Annotated in this window: 25 protein-coding genes and 2 tRNA genes; 15 read left to right on the top strand and 12 right to left on the bottom strand. The window is 33.7% G+C overall.

The genetic code is table 11. The features are described 5' to 3' along the window. The first annotated feature begins 6 nt into the window (after positions 1-6). Entirely contained in the window at positions 7-816 is an 810-nt protein-coding gene (locus C8E03_RS19980) for a CheR family methyltransferase (protein WP_094380119.1), read from the top strand. 74 nt (positions 817-890) lie between these two features. Here the strand turns inward: C8E03_RS19980 and C8E03_RS19975 are convergent, their stop codons facing one another. The 9 genes from C8E03_RS19975 to C8E03_RS19935 are packed head-to-tail and all read right to left on the bottom strand — an operon-like array spanning position 891 to position 9,351. Further along, complete coding sequence (locus C8E03_RS19975) at positions 891-1,508, bottom strand: V-type ATP synthase subunit D (protein ID WP_094380121.1); 618 nt, start codon at positions 1,506-1,508, stop codon at positions 891-893. 11 nt (positions 1,509-1,519) lie between these two features. After that, on the bottom strand, positions 1,520-2,896 hold the full coding sequence (locus C8E03_RS19970) for a V-type ATP synthase subunit B (RefSeq protein WP_094380123.1): 1,377 nt from the start codon (positions 2,894-2,896) through the stop codon (positions 1,520-1,522). 12 nt (positions 2,897-2,908) lie between these two features. Further along, entirely contained in the window at positions 2,909-4,675 is a 1,767-nt protein-coding gene (locus tag C8E03_RS19965; RefSeq protein WP_094380124.1) for a V-type ATP synthase subunit A, read from the bottom strand. Continuing rightward, a complete protein-coding gene (locus tag C8E03_RS19960) occupies positions 4,668-5,264 on the bottom strand; it encodes a V-type ATP synthase subunit E (protein WP_242993662.1) in 597 nt (198 codons plus the stop codon). Before C8E03_RS19960 ends, C8E03_RS19965 begins: the two co-directional genes overlap by 8 nt. Before the next feature lie 12 nt (positions 5,265-5,276). After that, a complete protein-coding gene (locus C8E03_RS19955) occupies positions 5,277-5,585 on the bottom strand; it encodes a V-type ATP synthase subunit F (RefSeq protein WP_094377965.1) in 309 nt (102 codons plus the stop codon). Positions 5,586-5,589: 4 nt separating this feature from the next. Next, on the bottom strand, positions 5,590-6,015 hold the full coding sequence (locus C8E03_RS19950) for an ATP synthase subunit C (protein WP_094377966.1): 426 nt from the start codon (positions 6,013-6,015) through the stop codon (positions 5,590-5,592). 27 nt (positions 6,016-6,042) lie between these two features. After that, the gene (locus C8E03_RS19945) at positions 6,043-7,974 is read right to left on the bottom strand and encodes a V-type ATP synthase subunit I (protein WP_094377967.1); all 1,932 of its coding nucleotides are present in this window, start codon (positions 7,972-7,974) and stop codon (positions 6,043-6,045) included. 17 nt (positions 7,975-7,991) lie between these two features. Next, complete coding sequence (locus C8E03_RS19940; RefSeq protein ID WP_110291942.1) at positions 7,992-9,035, bottom strand: V0D/AC39 family V-type ATPase subunit; 1,044 nt, start codon at positions 9,033-9,035, stop codon at positions 7,992-7,994. A gap of 4 nt (positions 9,036-9,039) precedes the next feature. Then, positions 9,040-9,351, bottom strand: coding sequence for a hypothetical protein (locus C8E03_RS19935; protein ID WP_110291941.1), 312 nt, complete (start codon positions 9,349-9,351; stop codon positions 9,040-9,042). Between the two features lie 297 nt (positions 9,352-9,648). Here C8E03_RS19935 and trmB point away from each other — a divergent pair, with 297 nt between their 5' ends. From trmB to trxA, 3 genes are read left to right on the top strand one after another with little or no spacing between them, the layout of a single operon-like run. Further along, entirely contained in the window at positions 9,649-10,287 is a 639-nt protein-coding gene (gene trmB, locus C8E03_RS19930) for a tRNA (guanosine(46)-N7)-methyltransferase TrmB (RefSeq protein WP_110291940.1), read from the top strand. A 26-nt stretch (positions 10,288-10,313) separates the two neighbouring features. Continuing rightward, the gene (locus tag C8E03_RS22140) at positions 10,314-10,475 is read left to right on the top strand and encodes a hypothetical protein (protein WP_170123080.1); all 162 of its coding nucleotides are present in this window, start codon (positions 10,314-10,316) and stop codon (positions 10,473-10,475) included. 22 nt (positions 10,476-10,497) lie between these two features. After that, positions 10,498-10,809, top strand: a complete 312-nt coding sequence (gene trxA / locus C8E03_RS19925; RefSeq protein WP_094377971.1) for a thioredoxin — start codon at positions 10,498-10,500, stop codon at positions 10,807-10,809. Positions 10,810-10,890: 81 nt separating this feature from the next. Here the strand turns inward: trxA and C8E03_RS19920 are convergent, their stop codons facing one another. Further along, entirely contained in the window at positions 10,891-12,072 is a 1,182-nt protein-coding gene (locus tag C8E03_RS19920) for an AI-2E family transporter (protein ID WP_094377972.1), read from the bottom strand. A 211-nt stretch (positions 12,073-12,283) separates the two neighbouring features. Between C8E03_RS19920 and C8E03_RS19915 the strand changes: the two genes are divergently transcribed. From C8E03_RS19915 to C8E03_RS19870, 10 genes are all read left to right on the top strand, one after another. After that, positions 12,284-12,356 (top strand) — tRNA-Lys (locus C8E03_RS19915). Positions 12,357-12,432: 76 nt separating this feature from the next. Next, positions 12,433-12,506: transfer RNA gene (locus C8E03_RS19910), tRNA-Pro, on the top strand. Positions 12,507-12,883: 377 nt separating this feature from the next. Then, on the top strand, positions 12,884-13,357 hold the full coding sequence (locus C8E03_RS19905) for a DUF6323 family protein (RefSeq protein ID WP_094377973.1): 474 nt from the start codon (positions 12,884-12,886) through the stop codon (positions 13,355-13,357). Then, positions 13,347-14,528, top strand: a complete 1,182-nt coding sequence (locus C8E03_RS19900) for a DUF6179 domain-containing protein (protein ID WP_110291939.1) — start codon at positions 13,347-13,349, stop codon at positions 14,526-14,528. The genes C8E03_RS19905 and C8E03_RS19900 overlap by 11 nt, the downstream gene beginning before the upstream one ends. A gap of 288 nt (positions 14,529-14,816) precedes the next feature. Then, positions 14,817-15,647: a PRD domain-containing protein gene (locus tag C8E03_RS19895; RefSeq protein WP_094377975.1), complete on the top strand. Its 831-nt coding sequence runs from the start codon at positions 14,817-14,819 to the stop codon at positions 15,645-15,647. A 219-nt stretch (positions 15,648-15,866) separates the two neighbouring features. After that, entirely contained in the window at positions 15,867-17,735 is a 1,869-nt protein-coding gene (locus C8E03_RS22295; RefSeq protein WP_110291938.1) for a glucose PTS transporter subunit IIA, read from the top strand. Positions 17,736-17,747: 12 nt separating this feature from the next. Then, positions 17,748-19,172 carry a 6-phospho-beta-glucosidase gene (locus C8E03_RS22290; RefSeq protein ID WP_094377977.1) on the top strand — a complete coding sequence of 475 codons (1,425 nt, stop codon included), beginning with the start codon at positions 17,748-17,750 and terminating at the stop codon, positions 19,170-19,172. 102 nt (positions 19,173-19,274) lie between these two features. Then, positions 19,275-20,252 carry a Gfo/Idh/MocA family protein gene (locus tag C8E03_RS19880; protein ID WP_094377978.1) on the top strand — a complete coding sequence of 326 codons (978 nt, stop codon included), beginning with the start codon at positions 19,275-19,277 and terminating at the stop codon, positions 20,250-20,252. A gap of 19 nt (positions 20,253-20,271) precedes the next feature. Next, complete coding sequence (locus C8E03_RS19875) at positions 20,272-21,438, top strand: cation diffusion facilitator family transporter (RefSeq protein WP_094377979.1); 1,167 nt, start codon at positions 20,272-20,274, stop codon at positions 21,436-21,438. Between the two features lie 128 nt (positions 21,439-21,566). Beyond that, positions 21,567-22,361, top strand: a complete 795-nt coding sequence (locus C8E03_RS19870; RefSeq protein WP_110291937.1) for an alpha/beta hydrolase — start codon at positions 21,567-21,569, stop codon at positions 22,359-22,361. 101 nt (positions 22,362-22,462) lie between these two features. Here the strand turns inward: C8E03_RS19870 and C8E03_RS19865 are convergent, their stop codons facing one another. Continuing rightward, positions 22,463-23,017 (bottom strand): chromate transporter, encoded by a 555-nt coding sequence (locus tag C8E03_RS19865; protein ID WP_094377981.1) that lies wholly within the window; start codon positions 23,015-23,017, stop codon positions 22,463-22,465. Beyond that, the gene (locus C8E03_RS19860; RefSeq protein WP_094377982.1) at positions 23,014-23,601 is read right to left on the bottom strand and encodes a chromate transporter; all 588 of its coding nucleotides are present in this window, start codon (positions 23,599-23,601) and stop codon (positions 23,014-23,016) included. The genes C8E03_RS19865 and C8E03_RS19860 overlap by 4 nt, the downstream gene beginning before the upstream one ends. A gap of 173 nt (positions 23,602-23,774) precedes the next feature. Between C8E03_RS19860 and C8E03_RS19855 the strand changes: the two genes are divergently transcribed. Continuing rightward, positions 23,775-24,644, top strand: a complete 870-nt coding sequence (locus C8E03_RS19855) for a LysR family transcriptional regulator (RefSeq protein WP_110291936.1) — start codon at positions 23,775-23,777, stop codon at positions 24,642-24,644. The last annotated feature ends 151 nt before the right edge of the window (positions 24,645-24,795 follow it).

Raw genomic sequence — 24,795 nt, 5'->3', positions numbered from 1 at the left:
TAATCTTTGAAAACAACGGATAAAGAATTTTTTCGAATTATTAATTATATAAACAAAAAATATGGAATTAGTCTAATTGGAAAAAGAGCTCTAGTAGAAAAAAGATTAGATAATGTTTTGACGAAGACTCAATGCAGTAGTACAGATGAATTTATGGATTTGATTGAAAAGGAAGAATATGAACTATTAGATAATATATTAATCAGTGAAATGCTTACAAATCATACTTTTTTTATGAGAGAATCATCGCATTTTGATATATTAAATCAGATTATATTGCCTAAATTAAAAAAATGCATCAATCAACAGGAAGGTATACGGATTTGGTCAGCTGCTACCTCTTCTGGGCAGGAGGCCTATACAATTAATATGATTTTACAAGATTATTTTGGAGAGGAAGCAAAGGCTTGGACGATGAAAGTAGTAGGTACTGATATTTCGCAGACGATGTTAGATAAGGCGATTGCAGGTGATTACACAAAAGAAGAAATGGAAACAGTTCCTGATAAGTGGAAAAGTAAGTATTTTATAAGAAAAATCAATGGTGATTACAAAATTAATGATTATGTGAAAGCAAATATAGTTTTTAAGAAGCAGAACTTAATTGAACCTATTTTTTTTGACAAAAATTTTCATGTTATTTTTTTAAGAAATGTTCTTATCTATTTTGATATTGGAATAGTAAATAAGATTGTGGATAAAGTGGCAGATTTTTTAGAAGAAGGTGGATATCTGTTTATTGGATTAACAGAAATATTAGATATTAATTCTACTAAATTAAAATATATACAACCGTCTGTTTATAGAAAGTTATAAAAGAACCAATTAAAAATGGATGAATAGATACTGTGTTTTAGTATTTATTCATCCATTTTTAATAGCTCCTTATATTATCTGGAATGTGTTCTTTTAATTACTTTCAATCGTGTAAATTCTTCACGCTCTTTTTCTTCCAATGAGTTTTGAATACTAGTGGATAATCCTTCGTAATAAGGAATAGTAATATTTTTCAAAGCGTTGGCACGTTTTTGAGTTTTTTTAATATTGGTTGCTAGACGATATGCTGCGTTTTCAATCATAGAAAGATTAATGGTAAGCTGCTTTACTTTCTCAAAGCAGGCCTTTGCTATATCTAGAGATTCTCTTGTGCTGTAAAAAGCATAGTTTGGCTTTGTATCTGAACGTTCCCATTTTACTAACGGAATTTCAGTTCCCATAATACTTCTGGTTTTAATTGAAATAGAATCCTCTACAGGTATGGTTAAAGCGATTTCTTCCACATAGTTTATACCAAGCTCCATGTTTGCTTTTTGTAATGCTTTATAGGCCGTGGTAAAGGTAATATCAATTTCTGATTGAATATCCTTTGCTTTATCAATCAATTCCATAAGCTCACGAATAAGAATATTTCTTTTTTTATCCATAAGATCGTAGCCTTGTCTAGAAAGCGCAAGAGAATTTTTAGCCAATATTAAATTACCTTTAGTGGGGAATGTATTTGGATCCATTCTATCACCTCTTACTCTGCTTTATAATATTTTTCAAGAATCTTTGTATCAATACGATCTAGTTCCTCCTTAGGAAGCATACCAAGTAGTTTCCAACCTAAATCTAAGGTTTGTTCAATCGTTCTGTTCTCATTTGGTCCTTGACCCACGTACTCTGTTTCAAAAGCAGTACCAAATTTTAAATATTTCTTATCAATAGGAGACAATTCATCTTCACCGATAACTGAAGCTAATGCTCTTGCCTGTCCAACCTTAGCGTAGGAAGAAAATAACTGGTTCGCAACGTCTTGATGATCAGCTCTGGTATATCCTTCACCAATACCGTCTTTCATAAGACGTGATAGAGAAGGTAATACATTAATTGGCGGATAAATTGCCTGTCCGTGAATGACACGATCTAAAACGATCTGTCCTTCTGTGATATATCCTGTCAAGTCCGGAATTGGATGTGTAATATCATCATTTGGCATGGTTAAAATAGGAATCTGAGTCACAGAACCATTAATACCTTGTACAATTCCTGCCCTTTCATATATGGTTGCCAATTCACTGTAAAGGTATCCTGGAAATCCTTTTCTTGATGGAATTTCGCCCTTAGAGGAGGAAACTTCACGCATAGCTTCTGCAAAAGAAGTCATATCAGTTAAAATGACCAAGATATGCATTCCCTTTTCAAAAGCAAGGTACTCTGCTACAGTTAAAGCAACCTTGGGAGTAATCAGTCTTTCAACTACAGGGTCATTTGCCAGGTTAAGAAACATGGCAACGTGGTCTGAAACACCACTTTCTTCAAAAGTACGGCGGAAAAATTCAGCTACGTCATATTTTACGCCCATGGCGGCAAATACAATTGCAAATTCTTCATCTGAATTATCTCCAAGAGAAGCCTGTTTTACAATTTGTGCGGCTAACTGATCATGTGGAAGTCCGTTTCCTGAAAAGATAGGAAGCTTTTGTCCACGAATCAAGGTTGTTAGTCCATCTATAGCTGAAATACCAGTACGAATATAGTTACGTGGGTATTCGCGGGTTACAGGATTTAGCGGTAGTCCATTGATGTTCTTCTTAACATCTGAAATAACAGGTCCCAAACGGTCAATTGGCTGTCCGATTCCATTAAAGGTTCGGCCGAGCATGCTGGTAGAAAGTGAAATTTCCATAGGATGACCAGTAAGTTTTGTATGAGTATTCTTAAGGGACATATTTTCAGTTCCTTCAAATACCTGTATTACTGCTTTGTCATCATAGATTTCCACAATACGTCCTATTTTTTTTTCTTTACCTTCAATGGTAAGTTCTACAATTTCTTCAAATGCGGCATCCTGAACACCTTCTAAAACGATAAGGGGGCCGTTAATTTCATTAAGTCCTAAATATTCAATTGACATATTATAACCTCCCTATGCATTCTTTTCTATAACTTTATTATAGAAATCATCAATATCTTTTTTGTAAGCATCTAATTTCTCAAGTTCATTATTTGAAACATCGTATTTAATTGAAATAACTCTTTCAAATATATTATCTTCTTTTAGTATGGACATAGGCATACCCATAGTAACTAATGCTCTGGATTTTGTATAAAGATATAATATAATCTCCATCATTTTACATTGTTTAATCATTGGAACGCATGTATCTTCTGCATGAAATGCATTCTGTTGAAGAAAACCAAGACGGATTACCTTAGCAATTTCAAGCACAAGTTTTTGCTCATCTGGTAAAACATCACTTCCGATTAACTTAACAATTTCCATTAAGCTGCTTTCCTGATTGAGAAGTGCAATTAATTGGTTACGATAATCGATAAAGTTCGTTGAAACGTTATCTTTATACCAAGGTGCTAGATCATTCAAATATTCACTATAGCTTGTAAGCCAATGAATTGCAGGAAAGTGTCTTGCATATGCAAGAGATTTATCAAGTCCCCAGAAGCATCTTACAAAACGTTTTGTATTTTGAGTTACAGGTTCAGAAAAATCTCCTCCTTGCGGAGATACAGCGCCAATAATGGATACGGAGCCTTCTGTTCCATTTAAGTTGGCCATCATACCGGCTCTTTCATAAAAAGCTGATAATCTGGAAGCAAGGTAAGCAGGAAATCCTTCCTCAGCAGGCATTTCTTCTAAACGACCTGACAATTCACGAAGTGCTTCTGCCCAACGAGAAGTGGAGTCTGCCATGATTGCTACGTCATAACCCATATCTCTGTAATATTCTGCTAATGTGATACCTGTATAGATACTTGCTTCACGAGCGGCAACTGGCATATTGGAGGTATTTGCTATTAGTGTGGTTCGATCCATCAAAGGATTTCCTGATTTTGGGTCAACTAATTTTGAGAAGTCTTCCAATACCTGAGTCATCTCATTTCCACGTTCGCCACAACCAATATATATGATAATATCAGCGTCTGACCATTTAGCTATCTGATGTTGTGTCATTGTTTTGCCTGTACCAAATCCTCCGGGAATTGCGGCAGTACCACCTTTAGCAATTGGAAACAAGGTATCTAGTATTCTTTGTCCTGTTATAAGTGGTTTTGAGGCAGGATAACGCTTCAGAGTAGGTCTTGGTATACGAATTGGCCATTTCTGTGCCAGTGTAAGATTCATTTCTGACCCATCATCTAATTGTATAACTGCTATGGTGTCTGTTATGGTGTATTTGCCATCAGGCATAACACTTATAATTTGACCATTGGCATTTGGAGGCACCATTGATTTATGAGTGATAGCAGATGTTTCTGGAACTTCTGCTATGATTGTTCCTCCATGTACTTCCTGCCCTTTTGTAATTGTCATATGAACATCCCATTGCTTTTTTGTATCCAGAGAATCAACACTAACACCTCTGTTAATGTATGCGCCTCCATCCTTTGCGATTTCGCTAAGAGGACGTTCAATACCGTCAAATATATTGTTTAAAATACCAGGTCCAAGAGTTACGGAAATAGCATCTCCTGTAGCTGTCACTTCTTCTCCTGGTTTAATACCGGTTGTTTCTTCAAAAACCTGTACAGTTGTTGTATCTGAGGTAAGATTAATCACTTCCCCTACTAAATGTTCTTTTCCAACGTAAACCATTTCAGCCATCTTAAAGCCTGTATTTCCTCTTAGGTATACAATTGGTCCGTTTACCCCATAAATAATACCAGTTTTAGTCATTGGAGATACCTCCATTAAAAGTAAAATTTGCTTTTGCTTCTGAAAGCTTTGTTTCAAATGAGTTATCTATTAGGATATTTTTATCTGGTATGATAGCCCTTATTCCTCCGATAAAGGAATATTTACTGACAGTAAGCATTGTGTTGGTTGATACTTCGAGACTAGAGCGTCTTGAGGAATCGGCAGGATCAAGATATATGGTTATATTCTGATCTTTGGCAAAATTTTTAGCGGCCTTGATCTGAGATATTAGTAATTGATTATATTCAGCAGATTCCATAAATTTACAAAGCAAATCTTTAACCTCTACAAAAAGCTTTTCTTTTAAGTTTTCTTGCTTTTTCGTTATATTTCTTTTGATATGAAGATGCTGCTTAGATAGTTCCTTATTCCTATCATGCTTCAAGCTTTCTGTTTGCGTTTTAATTTCTAATTGAGCCTGGCGCAGCTTTTTTTCTCTATGTTCTTCGAATATTTTGTCTAGAGATGCACTGTATTCATCTAACATCTGATTACTTTTATCGCGGGCATCCTGCATAGTAAAATCTTGGAAGTGTTGTAGTTTTTCTTCTATTGTCAATAGTTTCACCTATCTTTCTTTCTAAAGCTTTAAACCGATGGCTTCGTTAACATATGAAGTGATAAAGTCAGGCTTACGACCGGTTCCGTGTCTATCAGGAATTTCTACAATCAGTGGAAGCTTTCTGTTTAATTTAACATCATCAATAATATCAGGAAATTCTCGGCCAAATTTCTCAGTTAATAATATAATTCCAATTGATTTATCGGCCAGTACCTTTTCCAATTCACTTTTTAGTTCATTTCTTTCATGAACTACTGCACCTTCCACACCTGCAAGTCTCATTCCTGTATAGGTATCGACATTATCACTAATAAGATACATTTTCATATCATTATAGCTTTCCTAAAATCATGATTGAAACAATAAGTCCGTAAAGAGCAACTCCCTCTGCAAGAGCAACGAAGATAAGAGATTTACCAAGGATACTTGAATCTTCACTAATTGCGCCAAGAGCAGCACTTGCGGAACTTGCAACGGCGATACCGGCACCAACGCAAGATAAACCAGTAGATAAAGCAGCAGCAATGTAACCTAAGCCTGAACCAGAGCTTGAAGCTGTAGCAACAGCATCAGCAGCATGTGCATTACCTCCGAATAATAAAATATTAGCTAAAATCAAAGTTCCAAAGAAAAAGAATACATTTACTCCTAATGAAGTTTTAAAGCGTCCTTTGTTTTTCTCTCCAATTAAATATGCTCCAAAAGGAATGATAATACTAAGAATTAGTGCAATTACTAAAATAATTTTTGTCAACATAATGTGACCTCCTCTTTCATCTAAAAATTACTGTTTTTGTTTGGAATACGGTATAAATTCTCTACCGTTACCAGAGAAAAATCTGCTAAACATCTCATAGTACTCAAGACGTAATACATGAATACCAACAATAAGTCCTTCCATAGCCATAACAACCAGATTACCAATAATAAATATTGGCCAGTTAGGTGAACTTCCATTTTCTACACCGGCTAAAGTCATTACAACCTCCATCATACCGGCGTGGCTGAGTGCAAAGGCTCCAATACGGACAAAGGAAATCGTGTTAGTCATATAGCTTAATACAATTTCAAATAACTCAAATATCGTTTGAACTAAGTACATTCCCACTTCCTTAGGCATAGCTTCTGCTTTCTTTTCAATCAGAGCAGTGATTGGCTCCTTAAATGCTATCAAAATTAGTGGAATACCAAACATAATAAATAATAGAACTCCACCAGGCAATGTATTACCAGTCATAATAAGTACGATTGAGCCAACAATTGACGCATAGAATAACAGACCAGCAACACCATTAGTGTCAAAAAATATCTTTTCTATATTTTTTTGTTTAATGCCATTTATTATATTAATTATCATTGATACAAGGATTAATCCCATACCAAATGCGACTGCTAATACTAATACCGTATTTAGTGTACCCATAACAGGTAGTGTAATGTATGTTTTCATAGGATGAAGCCATATGGCGGGAATTATGTCCTCAAATCCAAACAAACTTCCGTATAAAACACCAAATATAGTTGAAAAAATACCTGCCATTGATACAATTGCTGCAATGTCCAATTTCTTTAGCTTATAAAGTAAGGCTCCTCCTGCAAAAAGTAAGAATCCTTGTCCGGCATCACCAAACATACAACCAAAAATAAAAGTATATGTGATTGCCAAAAAAATGGTGGGATCAAACTCATTATAAGCTGGTAAACCATACATTCTAAGGAACATCTCAAAAGGCTTAAATATCTTTGGATTATTAAGCTTAGTAGGAGGGCTGCTGAATATATTATTATGGTCATCCTCTATAATACAATATACGTTTTCATCATTCTCTATGTCCATTGCAAATGAATCAGCATCTCTTTCAGTCATCCAACCGCAAATGATATAAAATACGGGATTTTCATTTTTAGTGCAAGCCGCTAGCTTTCTGACATCAAAATTTCTCGATAGAGATTCTAGTTTTTCACTTGCTGTGTATATGATAGTTTTTGACGAGTCTATTTCCTTTGAAATCTGTTGATTTATTTTGGCAATTTCAGCATTAACACCGTTTACCTCATCTTCCAATATTTGAAAGGCATGATCGGGTGTTCCGCTGTATTCCGCAGGAATAAAAAGTCGTTCAAAATGCATAGAGGAAAATATAGCATCTATTTTCTCCTCCTGTGATGCGGGTAGAAAGTATACTCCCCACACATAGTTTTCATCAACATGACATTTATAGAAAATAGTATCTAAGTTGTCATAAACATATCGTTCCAATTTGGCAAAGTATTCTCTGGATATTTTACCGAAACGATATTTAATAAATTTAAAGTCAAGAATCTTTTCTACATCATAATTTAATTCTCGAAATGGTTCAATCTTATGCAAAAGATCTAAATACTTTGCTTTCTCATTTTCTAATGTCTGGCGTTTCTCTTTTAAATCGTTAACTGTTATGTCTAGACGTTGAATCACCTTTACAGCCTCTTCTAAAGTAACTGATGCAGGTTTAATAGTCTCTTTTTGGTCAATGAGATTTAAATAATCCTTAGCTTTGACTAATAAATTTTTGTAAGGATTTATTTCAACGTAAGGTCTTAAGTTCTGAACGGTTTTAAGCTCTGATAGTGTATTTTCCAACTGAATTTCATATTTAGAAAGGTATTTTTCAGCTACACGGTCAATATCAGATTTAGGTCCGGTTATACTTAAGAATTTCATTTTAACAATCACAGCTTCACCCCCCCCGGTTATTTTATTAAATATTTTAAAGTTTCACCAGAATCTAAGCCATAACGAATACATTCCAGAGCATTCGTTATTCTTGAAACCTCATGATCTTTTCTGGATAAGTACATATTCATACTGGCTACAGAATATGGATTTCTTCGCGCACTTTTAATATTGATCTTATCAAGTATTTTGTTATACAAATCCTCAAGTTTTTCTCCTGTTAAGGTATCTGGTAATACAATTTTAGCATAATATGTTGTGGATAAATTTGAATTAAAATCCTCCATATTTGCAGATTCGACAAGTCGCATAAGCTCCTGTTTTTTTATTTTGTAAGAAACTGGTATTAGTAAAGCATAAATATCGGCAGCTGTCATGTTATAATATTTTTTTGAACGATAAATCCATTGAATATTAAGCATTTCAATTTTACTGCCGTAAGATTCTGATAAGCTTTTTAATTCTTTACCCTTTAATAGTTTTTGACTCTGTTTCCAAAGATGAGAAAAATAATATAGGTCAAGTGTCATCTCATAATCAAACAAAGTAGGGGATGACAAGGTTAAAAGCTTTGATAAAGGCTTGTAATAGTTCGTACCTTTTAAACAAGCAACAAATTCTTCAATCGTATGAACAACAAATAATTGATCCATATTAATGGCAGAAAAATGTTCAAAAAAATCTCTGACAATGTCTTTATTAGGTATATCAGAGCTTCCATTTAAAACAGATCGCATACAAGTTTTTAATATGGAAGCTTCATATCGCATAAAATAAAACATTAAAAACTTACGTTGCTCAGGATTTGAAAATTTATAAATATTTGTAAAATCCCTGTATAGGGAAAGCTTCAATAAACGCTCTATCTGTCCACGATGTAAGCGGGTTTCATCAACATCAGCAAATAAATTTCTATAGGCAGATTTGTTCCTTAAAAAAACAGCAGCTTCACTGACACTTTTAAGAGAGGCAAGTTCTCTATAATCATCTTCTGTAAGCAGATTACTTTCCATTGCTCGTATTTTAGTGGTTACGCCACTATAGGATAGCAGTTTATACATAAAATCACTCCCTTATTATAGTGTTGAATATTTGATTTGCTATAGCGGAATGATTTTTATTATATTCTTCGTCTAAAGCATCTAGCGCTTTCTGTGTGTTTATCTTAAGTTCATTAAGCTCATGCTCTGTATCAGCCTGAAGCTTTTGGGTCAATTCAGAAAGAGTCTGGGAAGTCTCAGCATCGATTTTTTTATCGAACTCTGTTATCTTTACATCCATACTATCAGAAATTTCTTTTTTTCTTGAATTAGCGCTTTCCATAATGGTAACAGCTGCAGCTTCAATTTCAGATAGCTTATTAACTACCTTTTCCATAACTATCCTCCTATATATTATTTATTTACGACGATTTTATTAATATATGCAAAATAATTTAAAATGTATGCTATAGTGCTCAAGTCGTAAAAAGCTTTAATATCAGTATTTCCGGAATTATTTTAGAAAATACCTGCTTTAATAATACTCCTTTTTAAATAAAAATCTATAGTCATTATGACAAAAAATTCGACAAAAAAATTAATAAACTTTAAAAATAGTATAAAATAATGTACAATAGAAAATGATTTAATAATTTATTTATCATTATTTTAAAATTTGTTAAGAGGTTGAGAAATGAGATTAAGAAATGTAAAAGGTTCAAATGATATAATTGATGCCTGTAATTATGTAATTCAAGAACCAGAAAAAGGAAATTGGAGTAACGTTTTTGGCAATAAAAATCCAATTCATATAGAAATTGGAATGGGAAAAGGCAGATTTATTACAACATTGGCACAGATGAATCCTGATATAAATTATGTGGGAATCGAAAAATATACCAGTGTTTTAGTTCGTGCCATTGAAAAAATAAGTGATTTAGAATTTAATAACCTGCGTTTTATCAAAATGGATGCGGATAATATCCTTACTGTATTTAACCCATCTGAAGTGAGTAAAATTTATTTAAATTTTTCAGATCCCTGGCCTAAGGACAGGCACGCAAAAAGGAGGTTAACTTCGCAGTCTTTTTTTGAAAAATATAATCAGATATTAAAATTGGACGGTATAGTTGAGTTTAAAACGGATAACAGGCCTTTATTCGATTTTTCGATTGAAGAGATTCCGAAAGCAGGTTGGAAAATAAAGGATTATACTTATGATTTACATAATGATGAGAAGAAAAATAAAGGTAATGTAATGACAGAATATGAAGAGAAGTTTTCTAAGCAGAACGTTCCAATTAATAAATTAATTGCTTATAGAAATATGTAAATAATTCCTATGGTACAACATAAGATATGAAAAAGCCAGAAGGATATAAAATGAAAGCAAGTAAGAAAATCAAGAATAAAATTAGTAAATATACATATGATAAGGTTGAATTGAACTCTAAAATCGTTACAATTAAAAGATCGTTTGATGAGGTAAGCAAGTTAATAAGCGGTAAAAATGATAAGTAATTAAGAAACGAAGGGAGAAATTATGGCTATAGTAATTAATGATAATAATTTTGACGAGGAAGTACTAAAATCAAATCTTCCTGTATTGGTTGATTTCTATGCAGAGTGGTGTGGACCGTGCAAGATGATGGGACCTGTTGTAGAGGCAATCGCAAATGAGGTAGAAGGTCTTGCAAAAGTAGGAAAAATTGATGTGGATGAAAGCAGAGTAATTGCTTCTAAATATAATGTAATGTCAGTACCGACCTTTATGATATTTAAAAATGGTTCTTTGGAGGAAACTGTGGTAGGAGCAGTTTCAAAGGATGTATTAAAGAATAAACTGGTAATGTAATTTTACTTAAAAATAAGACTTAATGGGTAGTGAAACAAATTCATTAAGTCTTATTTTTTATAATTTATAAATTACAGTATGCTATTCTGAGTCAGTATTTATCGTAATATTTTTAGTTTTTAATTTTTTTTCAATCATCTGGTTTGCCAAATAAGTAAATACAGCCATTAAAGGAACTCCAAAAAACATTCCGGCCACTCCGGCTAGACTTCCGCCGATTGTGATTGCGAATATAATCCAAAGAGGCTTTAAGCCTGTAGAATTACCAAGAATTTTGGGACCAAGGTACAGACCGTCAAATTGTTGTAATACTAGGATTAAAATTATAAATCCCAGAGATTTTAATGGACTGATTAATAATAATATTATAGTACCTGGGACAGCACCTATAAATGGACCAAAATAAGGAATCATATTTGTAACACCAACAATCGCACTGATTACTAACGGATATGGCATCTTAAATATTGACATTAACACAAAACAGATAATACCTATAATCAAAGAATCTATGGATTTTCCTATAATAAACCCGCTAAATATTTTGTTGCATTCTCCTAATGTTTTCATAAAATTGTTTGTAAAATTTGTTGGAAAAAAAGCATATATAAAACGCTTGAAGTTTTTTTGCAATACGTTTTTATCTGATAACATGTAAATTGATACAATAATTGCTATTATAATATTCAGCAGCCATCTAATAACTGAAACACTGGTTGAATAAATAAGCGGGATGGCATTCGTTACAAAATTTTTAAGTGTATCTACCATGTTGGGTAAAGCTTTATCAAGTAAATTATTAATATAATTAAAATCAATATCTGGATAATTTGTTTCTAAATTATTTAAAAACTCATAAATTTTATCATAAAACAAAGGAATAGATTGTATCAAATCAGTTAGACTTGTAAAAAGCTGTGGAATAATATAATAAAAACAAATATAAATTAATCCTATTACTAAAGCATAGGATAGAGCTAAAGAAAAATACTTTCTTTTTCTTGCAGATTTAATTTTTAACAGGTTAGTAAATATTTTTTGATCAAAATACTTCATTAGCGGATTAATTAAATAGGCAATAAAGGCGCCAATTAAAAATGGAGACACTGCGCTGGCGTATTTATTTATGGTGGTAACGGCTTCCTCCCATGACATTATCAGTTTGATAATAATTGAACCTACCAATATTACAAATATAGTATAGATACATATGGTAAAGTATTTCTTATTGGATTCAAATTTATTGTTTTTAATGTCGTTCATGAATTTCTCCTTATCAATTGCTTTATCTTTACCGTATTTTGATTATAGCAAAACAAAGTATACAAAGTATTATATGGCTTATTATAGATTGTTTCAAGAGCTATATTAAATTCTAATAAATAATTAAGAAAATTAAAAGAAAGTACTTGCAATCTTCAAAGTTTTGTAATATAATAATTTTTGCGTTGCATTAGCAGCGAGTAGGAAATAAGCGCTAATAGCTCAGTTGGTAGAGCACCTGACTCTTAATCAGGGTGTCCAGAGTTCGAGCCTCTGTTGGCGCATTAGAGCACTGTTTTTGAAGACTTTGGAGCTTCGGGGGCGGTGTTTTTGTTTTCGTAACAACCCATAAATCAAGGGCGGAACGTGGCTCAGCTTGGTAGAGCACTATCTTAGGGAGGTAGGGGTCGCAGGTTCAAATCCTGTCGTTCCGATTGCATACAATTAAAAAATCAGGTTGGTTAAATTACTTAAAATCGTATCTACTTGCGAAAAGCTATATTGTGCAGTAAAAAGCTGATATGCAAAATGCAAGCATCTTTCTGTCGTTTTCACGACACAGTTTTCCAAATTAAAGAACTTTTAAACTTTATGAAAAAAAACAAATGGAAATGAAAGAAAATTGAATAAATGAAAACAATTTAAAACAAGAAATGTTAGAAAAAGTAAAAAAAAGAAAAATGCATATCAGAAGCTACTTTGGACAGAATTTTATACTTATATAATAACACAAAAAAGGGATTTTTTCAAGTCTTGTATGGTGTAACTGGAAGGAGTACAATCAAATCCTAATAGGAAAGGTGAGGCTTTTATGGAGGAAAAACAGTTATTTGAACTAATGATGAGTAATGGAAAAGAACAATTACAAAAAGTGATCAAGTGCAATAGCTACACCAATAAATTCGGGTTAAGTTTATCATCAAAAGAAGCATTACAACTTCTAGATAGTAGAAAAAATAGTCTAAGACAAGAAGAAAGAGTAGAATTTGGAGAGGGCATACTTTCTAAAATTATTTATGAATTTTGTGACTCACCTTTTATCTATCAGGATAATTATGTGGATACGTTAGAAGGACTTCAGGAGATTTTCTATATCTATAAGAATGAAGCATTGGATGAAGTAACGGATGATGAATTACTTAGTTATATGAAAGAATGCTTCAACGGAAAATGTCAAGGTGACTTGGATTATCTGGAAGGAAGTTGTCTTGATGCATTTTGCAGAAAAATCAGAAGCGAAGGAATTGGTTTTATAGGAGCAGGTGAGGAAGAAAATGAAATTTAGTGAAGAAGAGCTGTTACAAGTTGTAGCAAAGCGCGTTAGAAAATACACAAGTAATGAAAGTACCTCCGTTACCTATCAAACAGCAAGACAAATATTGTCCTCAGTTCTCTATTGTATACAGGAGGTAGATTTTGATGTCTCTCATGCAACGGCTTATGAGGAATCGTATGAATTATCAGAGGGCAATAACAATTTAACTGCAATGAAGGCATTTGAGATAGGATTAAATAAGAAAAAGGATAAAATTAAGAGGGCAAAGAAGCTATTTGCTTCATTATGTGTCCGGTTTGAGGATTACCATAACGACTGCTATCGCGAAACGATAATAGATGGGATGAAAGCATTTTTTGAACGCTATGATGTGGATTTTGATGCAACGAATCATCTTTTAACGCTTGACTATCCGCTGATTTGTGAGGTTAAAAATATACAAGGAATTGATCTAATCTATGAATATTTATACAGAACCTCTTTGGAGCAAGAATTTTTAGGCTATTTTTCGAAAGAAGAGGTTGAGAAAATTCTCATAGCTTATCACCGAGATTATTCGGGTCTAATAATAAATATAGCAAGCATTGTGCTTCGTAATTCTTTGGGACGCCTACTTACAAAGCAAGATTTGAATTGCTTAAGCATTGGTGAAATGCAAAGAATTGAAATAGAGGAATTGTTTCAAGATAAGGAGCAAGATAAAATCCGGCAGATATTAAATGATACACTTCAAAGCTTTGTTATGGAACAATTTAAAGGCGATATCTGTTTATTTGAATATCTTAAAAAAGATATTAACGAAATTGCTTATGTTCTAATGCTAGGTATCAAACAGCATAGCTTACAGCAGGTATTGATAGAGGTAAAGGACCCAAAAAGCATACAGGAGAAAAAATATAGAGAAGGCGGCTCTATGGAGGATGAAGCACTTAGAGAATTAATAGAAGTAATGAAGAAACAAAGTTTAGAGGCTAGAATAGAATTAATAAAGAAAAGGGTCAAAAGCCTGTCCGATTTGAAGGAGCTGTTACAGGAATGCTTTTATCAGGAGGAGTGCAATAGGGTATTTGCATTATTAAGTGATGAAGAGAGAAATGTATTGATAGAAGAGATAAAGAAAAAGCTAGATTTTGACGAGGCACTATATGAGTGGGAAGAAAGGCTGATATATAAGATCTAGTTTATATGAAAGCAAGAAAGATTCAATAAAAAAGTATACTGTAATGTTACTGCAAATAAATGTATAAATTCTATTTAAATGGGTGATTTTACTAAAATAGTGAATAATAATCGTAATAATATATACAGATTGTTTTGAAAAATGAAGAATAAATAAAATAGCATTGACATTTTGTTAAAATCGTTGTATCATGGCAATAGAGTGTTACTGGTAGAGCAGGCATGACTGAGGATATGTGTTTTAACATATTTTAAGTCATGTTTTTTTATTTTAAAGAGGTGTGAAAGAATGAAGCTGATAAAGGCACTAAACAACAATGTGGCATTTGTACAAAATGACGATAAAAAAGAACAAGTTGTTATGGGTAAGGGTGTAGCATTTAATGTTAAGCCAGGCAATTCAATTGATGCCTCTTTGGTAGAAAAAAGATTTATATTAGATTCAGAGGGTATCAAAAAGGATTTCGATAGTTTGCTAAAAAGAATCAGCATTAGTGATATTGAACTGGCCAGCAATATCATTAAAAAAGGAGAAGAAAGACTTGGATACCATTGTAATGATATCATTTTACTCACTTTATCAGATCACTTGTCTATGATGCTTCAAAGAGCTGAGCAAGGCTTGTATTTTACAAATCCTCTTGAGTGGGATATTAAGCTGATTTATCCGGAGGAATATAAGTTTGCAAAAAATGTAGTTGCTGATTTAAACGAAAAGACAGGACACAAAATTCCAAATCAGGAAGCTGCATTTATAGCGCTTCATTTTATCAATTCAAATTTTGAGCATAGTGAGATGCAGGAAACTATTATGTGTACAAAAATAATTCAAAATATTTTAAATATTACAAAGTTATATTATGGAAAAGAATTCAGTGAAGAAAATTTTGATGTAAAAAGGTTTATTACACATATACGTTTTTTTGTCAAAAGGCAGATTCAAGGTGATAGGCTTAATATGGACTATTCTCTGGCAGAAACAATATTGGAGAAATGCCAAAAGGATTTTAAATGTTCAAAGAAAATAGCACAATTTTTAAAGCAAACCTATGATTGGGATATAAGCCAGGGAGAAATGCTATTTTTGACATTACATTTAAATAGAATGAATATGAACTAGAGGTGTTACTGTAAGGCAGGCATAACTCAGAACAATTAATTAAATGAGATTAATTTGTTCTGAGTTTTTTTGTTTAAAATAATAAAAATCTATTTTATCAAAAAGGAGAAAAGAGTGAAAAATAAAGTAGATTTTGAGGCGAACTTACAAAGAGGAGGGGCACAACATTTTTCATAACTTGTGTGTGCCTTGAGCGAAGCGAAAGGAATGTAGGAAAATATGAAATATTTAGATGAATCAAAACAAATTATTGCTTATGTGGGAGGTGAAAAGAATATCATTAGTCTGGTGCATTGTGCAACAAGGCTGAGATTTTCTTTGAAGGATAAGAGCAAAGCAGATAAAGAGGCATTATCAAAGCTGCCTTTTGTCCTACAGGTTGTAATTAGTGGAGGGCAGTATCAAGTAGTGATTGGACCGGCAGTGCATGATTATTACATGACTATTAATGAGCTTACTGGAATTGGAACAAAAGAAAAAGTGCTTGAAAAGACAGAAGGAAATATTGGTGAAAAGATTTTGAAAGTGATATCAGGAGCTTTTTCACCTTTAATTCCATTGCTGGCAGGAGCCGGTATGATTAAAGCATTGTTGACTGTTTTAACGGAAATAGGAGCGTTACAGGCAACGGATGCAAACTATGCAATATTTTCAGCAGCAGGCAATTCCGTATTCTACTTCTTGCCCATTTTCTTAGGAATTACTTTAGCAAAGCAGTTTGGTGCAAATGCTTATGTGGGAGGCGCAATTGGAGCAGCGTTGCTTGAACCTAATTTCACTGCATTAATTGGTTTGGAAGATAAGGTTAACTTTTTCGGAATACCACTAACGCCGGTTGACTACGCAGCAACTGTATTCCCTATCTTTGTAGCTATGATGGTATATGGAATTTTGGAAAAAGGACTAAAGAAAATTATTAAACAGGAATTACAGCTTTTTTTAGTTCCAATGTTGTCATTAATGATTATGGTACCTTTCTCCATACTTGTGTTTGGACCATTTGGCACTGTAGTGGGAGATGGAGTATCAAATATTGTAATATGGCTTTTTCAGTTCAATGATACGGTGGCAGGATTTATTTTGGGTGCTACTTATCCATTTTTGACTATTTTAGGCTTGCATTGGGGATTTACGCCAATTACTCTTCAAAATCTAAGTGTTTATGGAGGAGATGTCATTGAAGGTGTTGCAGTATGTGCAGTATATGCAGAGATAGGTATTGCCATAGGAGCTTATTTAAAGGGTAAAAAGCATTCTAAAATTAAAAAAATTGCAGGACCGTCCATTTTAACTGGAATATTTGCAGGAGTAACGGAACCGATACTTTATGGTATTGTTATGAATTATAAACGACTAATTACGGTAATTATTCTTTCTAGTGGTATTGGAGGTGCTATTAATGGTACTCTTCATGTTACTTGTGATGCCTATGTATTCCATAATATATTCTCACTTGTTATGCAAACATATTCTCCATATAGCGGATTTTTACTTGGTATTAGCGCATCGTTAGTAATTGGTATCGTTTTGACATATTTTTGGGGAATCACACCAGCGGATAAGGTTGATTTTGTTGTGGAAGATCAAGAAGAGTCAGAAGTTATAGAAAAAAATTTGAAACAAATAGACGGAAAGGTGATTGACATAATTTCTCCTTTTGATGGAGAAATTATTCCATTAAAAGAGGTGAAGGATGAAGTATTTTCAAGTGGAGTTGCTGGAAAAGGAGTTGCTATTCTGCCTAAAAATGATGATGTATATGCACCGTGTGACGGTAAGATTACAGCCTTATTTGATTCCAAGCATGCAGTTGGAATTACGACGGAAGATGGAATCGATATTTTGGTTCACGTTGGAATTAATACAGTGATGCTAAATGGGGATGGGTTTGAATGCTTTGTTCAATTTGGAGATATGGTAAAAGCAGGACAAAAGCTGATTCATTTTGAACGTGAGAGAATCGGCCAAATGGGTTATTCATTAGCTTCTCCTATTCTGATTTCTAATGCAGATGAATGTAATGAAATAATTTTAAACGATAAAAAGCAGATTTCAAAAGGTGAGACAGTTTATCAAGTTGTAGTTTAAAAGGAGAATTTTATGAAAGAGAATTTTTTGTGGGGTGGTGCAATAGCCGCTCACCAAGTAGAGGGAGCATACTTAACAGATGGAAAGGGGTTAAGTATTGCGGATGTAATGACGAATGGAAGTGTTGACCAGCCAAGAGAAATTACCAAAGGTGTACAGATGGATAAGTACTATCCAAATCATGACGGAATCAAATTTTATGATTTATATAAAGAAGATGTTAAATTGTTTGCTGAAATGGGATTTCGTTGTCTGCGAACAAGCATAGCCTGGAGTAGAATTTTTCCAAATGGAGATGAAGAAAAGCCAAATGAAGCAGGTTTAAAATTCTATGATGATTTGTTTGATGAAATAAAGCAGTATAATATGGAACCTATCATTACCCTTTCGCATTTTGAAATGCCATATTATCTTGTAGAGAAATATGGCGGCTGGAGAAATCGAAAATTAATTAAATTTTTTGTGAACTTTTCTACGGTAGTGATGAAACGTTATAAGAATAAAGTAAAATATTGGATGACCTTTAATGAAATTAATAATCAGATGATTCTGACCAACACAATTTTTGCCTATACAAATTCAGGTATTGTGTTTCAGGAAGGAGAAGATCGTTTAAAAGCAGTATATCAGGCGGCTCATTATCAATTTGTTGCCAGTGCAATCACTGTTAGGAAAGGGCATGAAATGAATGCAGATTTCAAAATTGGTGCAATGATTGCAGCTACACCTAATTATGCATATTCTTGCCGCCCGGAGGATGTCTTATTAGCACAAAAAGAGGATCGTAAAAATTTATATTTCAGTGATGTACAGGTTAGGGGACACTACCCATCCTATATACAAAAAGATTGGGAGCGAAGAGGATACAAATTAGACATAACACAAGAGGATTTACAGATAATAGAAAAAGGCTGTGTGGATTATTTAGGATTTAGCTATTATTTAAGTAATACGGTTAGTACAGATCCAGATATGTCGCATACGGGAAATGATTTGGCAGGAAATGCAGATGCAGTTGAAAATCCTTATTTAGCTGCAACCTCTTGGGGGTGGTCGATTGATCCATTGGGGCTTCGATATATTTTAAATCAGTATTATGACCGTTATGAAATACCTTTGTTCATAGTGGAAAATGGTTTTGGCTATGAGGATAATTTGGATTGCAACAAGGTTCATGATAACAATCGTATACAATTTTTAAAAGAGCATATTGCGGAAATGAAGAAAGCAGTAGAAGAGGATGGCGTGGATTTATTGGGCTATACCGTATGGGGTTGTATTGATTTGGTTTCATTTACTACAGGAGAAATGAGAAAACGATATGGCTTTATTTACGTAGACCGTGATGATAGTGAAAAAGGAAGCTATAAGCGCTTGAAAAAGGACAGCTTTTACTGGTATCAACAGGTTATAAAAAGTAATGGTGACTATTTGTAGATAATAGAAAAAAACAGGAAGAAAATAAAAATTTTTTTCCTGTTTTTTCTTATTATATTCATGTATAATATTTTAATAGATTGATAGAATAGGAGAATGTGTATGCTAAAATGGGGAATTATGGCTACGGGTGCGATTGCGAATCAATTTGCAGAAACTCTTCTTCAAATGGGAGATGAAGTTGTTTTAACGGCAGTTGCATCCAGAAATGAGGAAAATGCGAAAAAATTTGCTGAGAAATTTCATGCAGCTAAGTGGTATGCTTCCTATGAGGAGCTTTGTAAGGACAATGAAGTAAATGTCATCTATATCGCTACTCCAAATTCCATGCACTATGAAAATTGCGTACAGTGTTTAAATCATGGAAAGCATGTCTTGTGTGAAAAGCCGTTAACGTTAAATGCCAAAGATGCCAGAAGTTTGTATCAAATAGCAAAAGAGAAAAAATTATTTATTATGGAGGCTTTTTGGATTAAACATTTGCCATTGCATAAAAAAATGCTTGAAATAGTAGCACGAGGTGAGATTGGGGAAGTAAAACATATTCGTGCAGATTATGGATTTATGACTAGCAAGAGCAAAAAAAGAAAGTTTGAGCTTTCACTTGGTGGTGGTGCTATAATGGATGTAGGAATTTACAACATTGGCTTTGTCTGGATGGTAATGAAAGAAAAGCCTAAAAGCTTTGAATCAAAGGTGACTATGAATGAGTATGGGACTGACGAATTTAGTACGGTTATTTTTCAGTTTCCTGGAGATAAAACGGCAACAATTACCACCTGCATAGGAATGGAAATTCCAACAGAAAGTGTGATTTATGGAACGAAAGGCTCCATTCATTTTCCAAACTATCATAGAGCCGAAAAAATGTATATCAAACAATATGGGGGAAAATCTTATGAAATTGATATGCCATTTGAAATAAATGGGTTTGAATATCAGATTAGAGAGACAAACCGCTGCATTCTAGAAGGCCGGCTTGAAAGCGAAGTATTGACCAATCGAGATAGTTTAGAGGTACTAAATATCATGGATCGTATTAGATCCTCATGGGGATTAAAATTTTCAGTTGATGAGTAACCAGTAAAGGAGTAATTATATGATTTCATTACTAGCTCGAATATTTATTAAGGACAAGGAGAATATAGCAGATGCAAAAGTCCGGCGTGAATATGGTATGCTTAGCAGCATGGTAGGCATTTTTTTAAACATTTTATTGTTTATCGGGAAATATTTTGCCGGAGTGATAAGCGGTTCTATAGCAATTACTGCGGATGCCTTTAATAACCTTTCGGATGCAGGCTCTAGCGTAATTACATTAATTGGCTTTCATTTTTCAGGAAAAAAGCCAGATGCCAAGCATCCCTTTGGACATGGAAGAATTGAGTATTTGTCGGGCTTTATTGTATCAATGGCAATTATTCTAGTTGGATTTGAATTAGCAAAATCATCTATTGCAAAAATAATTTCTCCTTCACCGGTTGACACAAGTACGGTCACATTTATTATATTAGTATTCTCTATTGTAGTTAAGCTTTATATGTCGTTTTATAATAGTAAATTAGGTAATAAAATCGATTCGCCTGCGATGAAAGCAACAGCTACGGATAGCTTATCGGATTCTGTGGCAACTCTTGCGGTTTTATTATCTGTTATTGTTATGAAGCTTACCAATGTTGAAATGGATGGCTGGAGTGGTATATTGGTTGCAATATTTATTTTGTATTCCGGCTATCATGCAGCTAAGGATACACTTTCGCCATTGCTTGGACAGGTTCCGGATTGTAATCTGGTAAAGCAAATAGAGGAAATGGTGCTGGCACATGAGGAGATAATAGGAATACATGATTTAGTTATTCATGATTATGGTCCGGGACGTCTTATGATATCCTTGCATGGTGAGGTACCAAGTAATGAAGATATTTTTAAACTGCATGATGCAATTGACTGCATTGAAATGGAACTTAATAGGAAACTAGGTTGTGAAGCAGTAATACACATGGACCCGATTGCCATTGATGATACGATGGTATTTCAAATGCGTAGAGCGGTGGAAGAGAAAGTTAGAGTAATCGGTGAAGATATTACAATACATGATTTTAGAATGGTAAGGGGAAGTACTCATACGAATTTAATTTTCGATGCGGTTGTACCATTTGAATTTGTACTGAGTGATGAAGAGGTTAAAAAGCAGATTGAAGATATTATAATAAGTTCTTGGGAAAACTATATTCCTGTTGTTAAGATCGATAAATCGTACGTATAGTAAATTAATTTAATTGGAATATATTGGTTATATATAGAAGGAATGTAAAAACGAATCAAGTGATAAAGGTAGAGAATGCAGGATAAATCAACGAACGAATGAAAGCAGATATAATAAGGAGCAAGTATATGATAAATGATACAATAGAAATAGAAGATAATGGATTTAAGGCTAAATTAACAACCTATATTGTGGACAATACGATTGATCCGGAAAAAACAAGACCATTGGTGCTTGTCTGCCCAGGAGGAGGGTATATTGGTACAGCATCTAAGGAAGGTGAGCCAATTGCCCTGAAAATGAACAGCTTCGGTCTGCATGCCTGTGTATTAAATTATAGCTGTGCACCGGCTCAATTTCCAACCTCTCTGAATCAATTAGCAAAAAGTGTGAAGTTAGTTCGGGAATCGGCAAAAAAATGGCATGTTGATCCTGAAAAAATCGTAGTTCTTGGTTTTTCGGCAGGAGGGCATCTAGCAGCCAGTCTTGGAACCTTTTGGAATAAGGATTTTGTTTTAAGAGAGCTGAAAGTGAATCAAGAAGAAATTAAACCAAATGCATTGGTATTATCTTATCCTGTTATTACCTCAGGGGAATTTGCCCATCAAGACAGTTTTAAAAATTTACTTGGTGATAGGGTTAAAGACTGTAATTGGAGAGAGCTGCTGTCTTTGGAAAAGCAGGTAGATGAGACAATGCCTAAGTCATTTGTATGGCATACCTTTGAGGATCAGGCGGTACCTGTTGAGAATTCACTTCTCTTGGTAAATGCAATGAGAAAAGCAAAGGTAGCATTTTCTTTTCACGTTTTTGAAAAAGGACACCATGGTCTTGCCTTGGGGACGATGGAAACAGGTGAGGTTGTAACAGAAATACAGCCTTGGATTAGGCTGGCGGCAGAATGGATTTTAAAAAATATTTAGAATATTTAATATCTAACCGTATCCTTGTGTTTGGAGATCAATCCTGTAAAAGTATAAAATTGGCGTATGATCCAGATACGGAACCTGTGCACCAGCAATCATTATATTAAATTAATAATCAGACTGAAAACTCCGCAAAGACTCATTACCAAAATTGGATTCCATTTCCATTTTCTTAATATTATAAAAGCAGTTAAAAACGTTGCGGCCCCAATCCAGTTTATGTTTTTTAGCATAATTGAGTCATCATTAAACAAAACTAATTGTAGAATAGACAGTCCTGCGGCGGCTATCAATGCGACTACGGCAGGCCTTAGGGAGGATAGTACACTTTGAATTGTGGATACCCCTTTAAATTTGTAGTAAATAAAAGCTAATAATGAAACAATAAAACAGGATGGTAAAATACAGCCAAAAGTAGAAATAACGGCACCGCCAAATCCAGCGACACGTATTCCGACAAAGGTTGCAGAATTTACTGCGATAGGACCTGGAGTCATTTCTGCAATCGTGATTAAATTGGTAAATTCATTTAATGTAAGCCAAGAATGCGTATCAACGACTTGATTTTGTATCAACGGTATTGCTGCATATCCACCACCTATACTAAAAAGTCCGACCTGCATAAAACTCAATAATAATTGTAGATAAATCATAATGTATGCTCCTTTCTAAGATAGATTAATTCTTTCATAATACCAACCATTATTGCGGCAAGAATAATGAAAATCACGTTGATGTCCAAAAAGTAAGTGGCTATAAAGGCAGCAATCAAAATAGTGACACTAAGAATAGATTTTTCTTTCAATACATTTGAGCCAAGACCAAAAACAACATCAAGAATGACTGCTGCAACACCTGCCTGCATTCCTTTTAATGCAAATGTGACATATAAGTTAGTGGCAAATTCAGCATAGAAAAATGAAATAACGGATAATATAATCATGGGCGGTAATATAGTGCCAATAATTGAAACTATCATTCCTAAGAATCCTGCAACACGCCATCCTACTAAAATAGCTGCATTCACTGCAATTGCTCCAGGAGCAGATTGTGCCAAAGCTGCTAAGTTCAACATTTCTTCCTCATCAATCCAATGCAGTTCATCTACAAATTTTCGCTTCATGAAAGTGATAATGACAAATCCACCGCCAAAGGTAAAGGCACTAATATACAAAGTGCTTAAAAACAATTTTGTTAGTGTTGTTAGTTTACTATTGTGTTTTTTTTCTGATTTCATATTTATATATCAATTCCTTTCATTCACTCTAGAAAGAAAACGTTATAAAAACGTTTGTTGATTTGAACTTTTTTATAAGGTCTCTTTTCACTTATTGTATCACTTGAAAGTATATACATATAATGCTATTATTATATATATATAATACAATTTTGGTATGAAAGAGAATTACTATGACAATAAAGCATATGAAGATTTTTATACAGGTATATCGTACTCAGAATATTACCAAAGCAGCAGAATTACTCCATATGACACAGCCAGCAGTAACACGTGCAATTCAAGAAATTGAAAGTTATTATGGAATTTGTCTTTTTGAACGCATTAGACGACGTTTATTTGCAACGGAAAGTGCGCATTTATTCTATTCTAAGTCACTTCATATTATTGATGTTTTTGATACAATGGAAATGGAAATGAGAAATGGGGATAAGTTTGGTGTTATCCGTATTGGTGCAAGCGTTACTTTAGGAAATTACTTTCTTCCACAACTAGTCAGCCGTTTTCAAAAACAGTATGAAGACCTAAGTATTAAAGTTATTATTACGAATGGAGTAAATTTACAAAAAAAATTGCTAGATAATGAATTGGACATTGCTCTGATTGAAGGCAGGGTTGCGAGTGAAGAGTTACATACTGAACAAGTTGGTACGGATCACCTTATATTAGTTACACCACCTAGGCATCCGTTATTAGAAAAACAGAAGATTAAGTTAGAGGATATTATGGATTATCCCATTTTATTAAGAGAGAAAGGAAGTACAAGTCGGGCACTTTTAGACAACTACTTTGAAATGCGGGATTTACAGATTTCACCTATGTGGGAAAGCACCAGTACACAGGCGATTGTACGTGCAGTAAGCTATGGAATTGGGATTTCTTTCTTGCCGAAGCAGTTAGTAAACGCTGACATAGAGAATGGGATAATAAGCACGAAAGATATCGTTGATGCTGATTTTACCCGGCAACACTATATTGTATGGCACAATAATAAATTTTTAACAGATGCAATCAGAAAGTTTATAGATTTGTGTAAAGAATAACTGTTATAAATCTTTAATATTTTTGTTGCATTTTTTCTATTTTGTTATATAATCTCATGTTTGACAGTTGTAACGTTAAAAAAGGCTGGAATCCACTGTATTTACTGGATTACGGCCTTTTATAATTCTCATAAAAAGTGAGTAATGTTTT

It is taken from the genome of Lachnotalea glycerini, from assembly GCF_003201285.1.
GTDB lineage: Bacteria > Bacillota > Clostridia > Lachnospirales > Lachnospiraceae > Lachnotalea > Lachnotalea glycerini.
The sequence above is the reverse complement of the archived record's forward strand: the minus strand, read 5'-3'. Positions and strand labels throughout refer to the sequence as shown.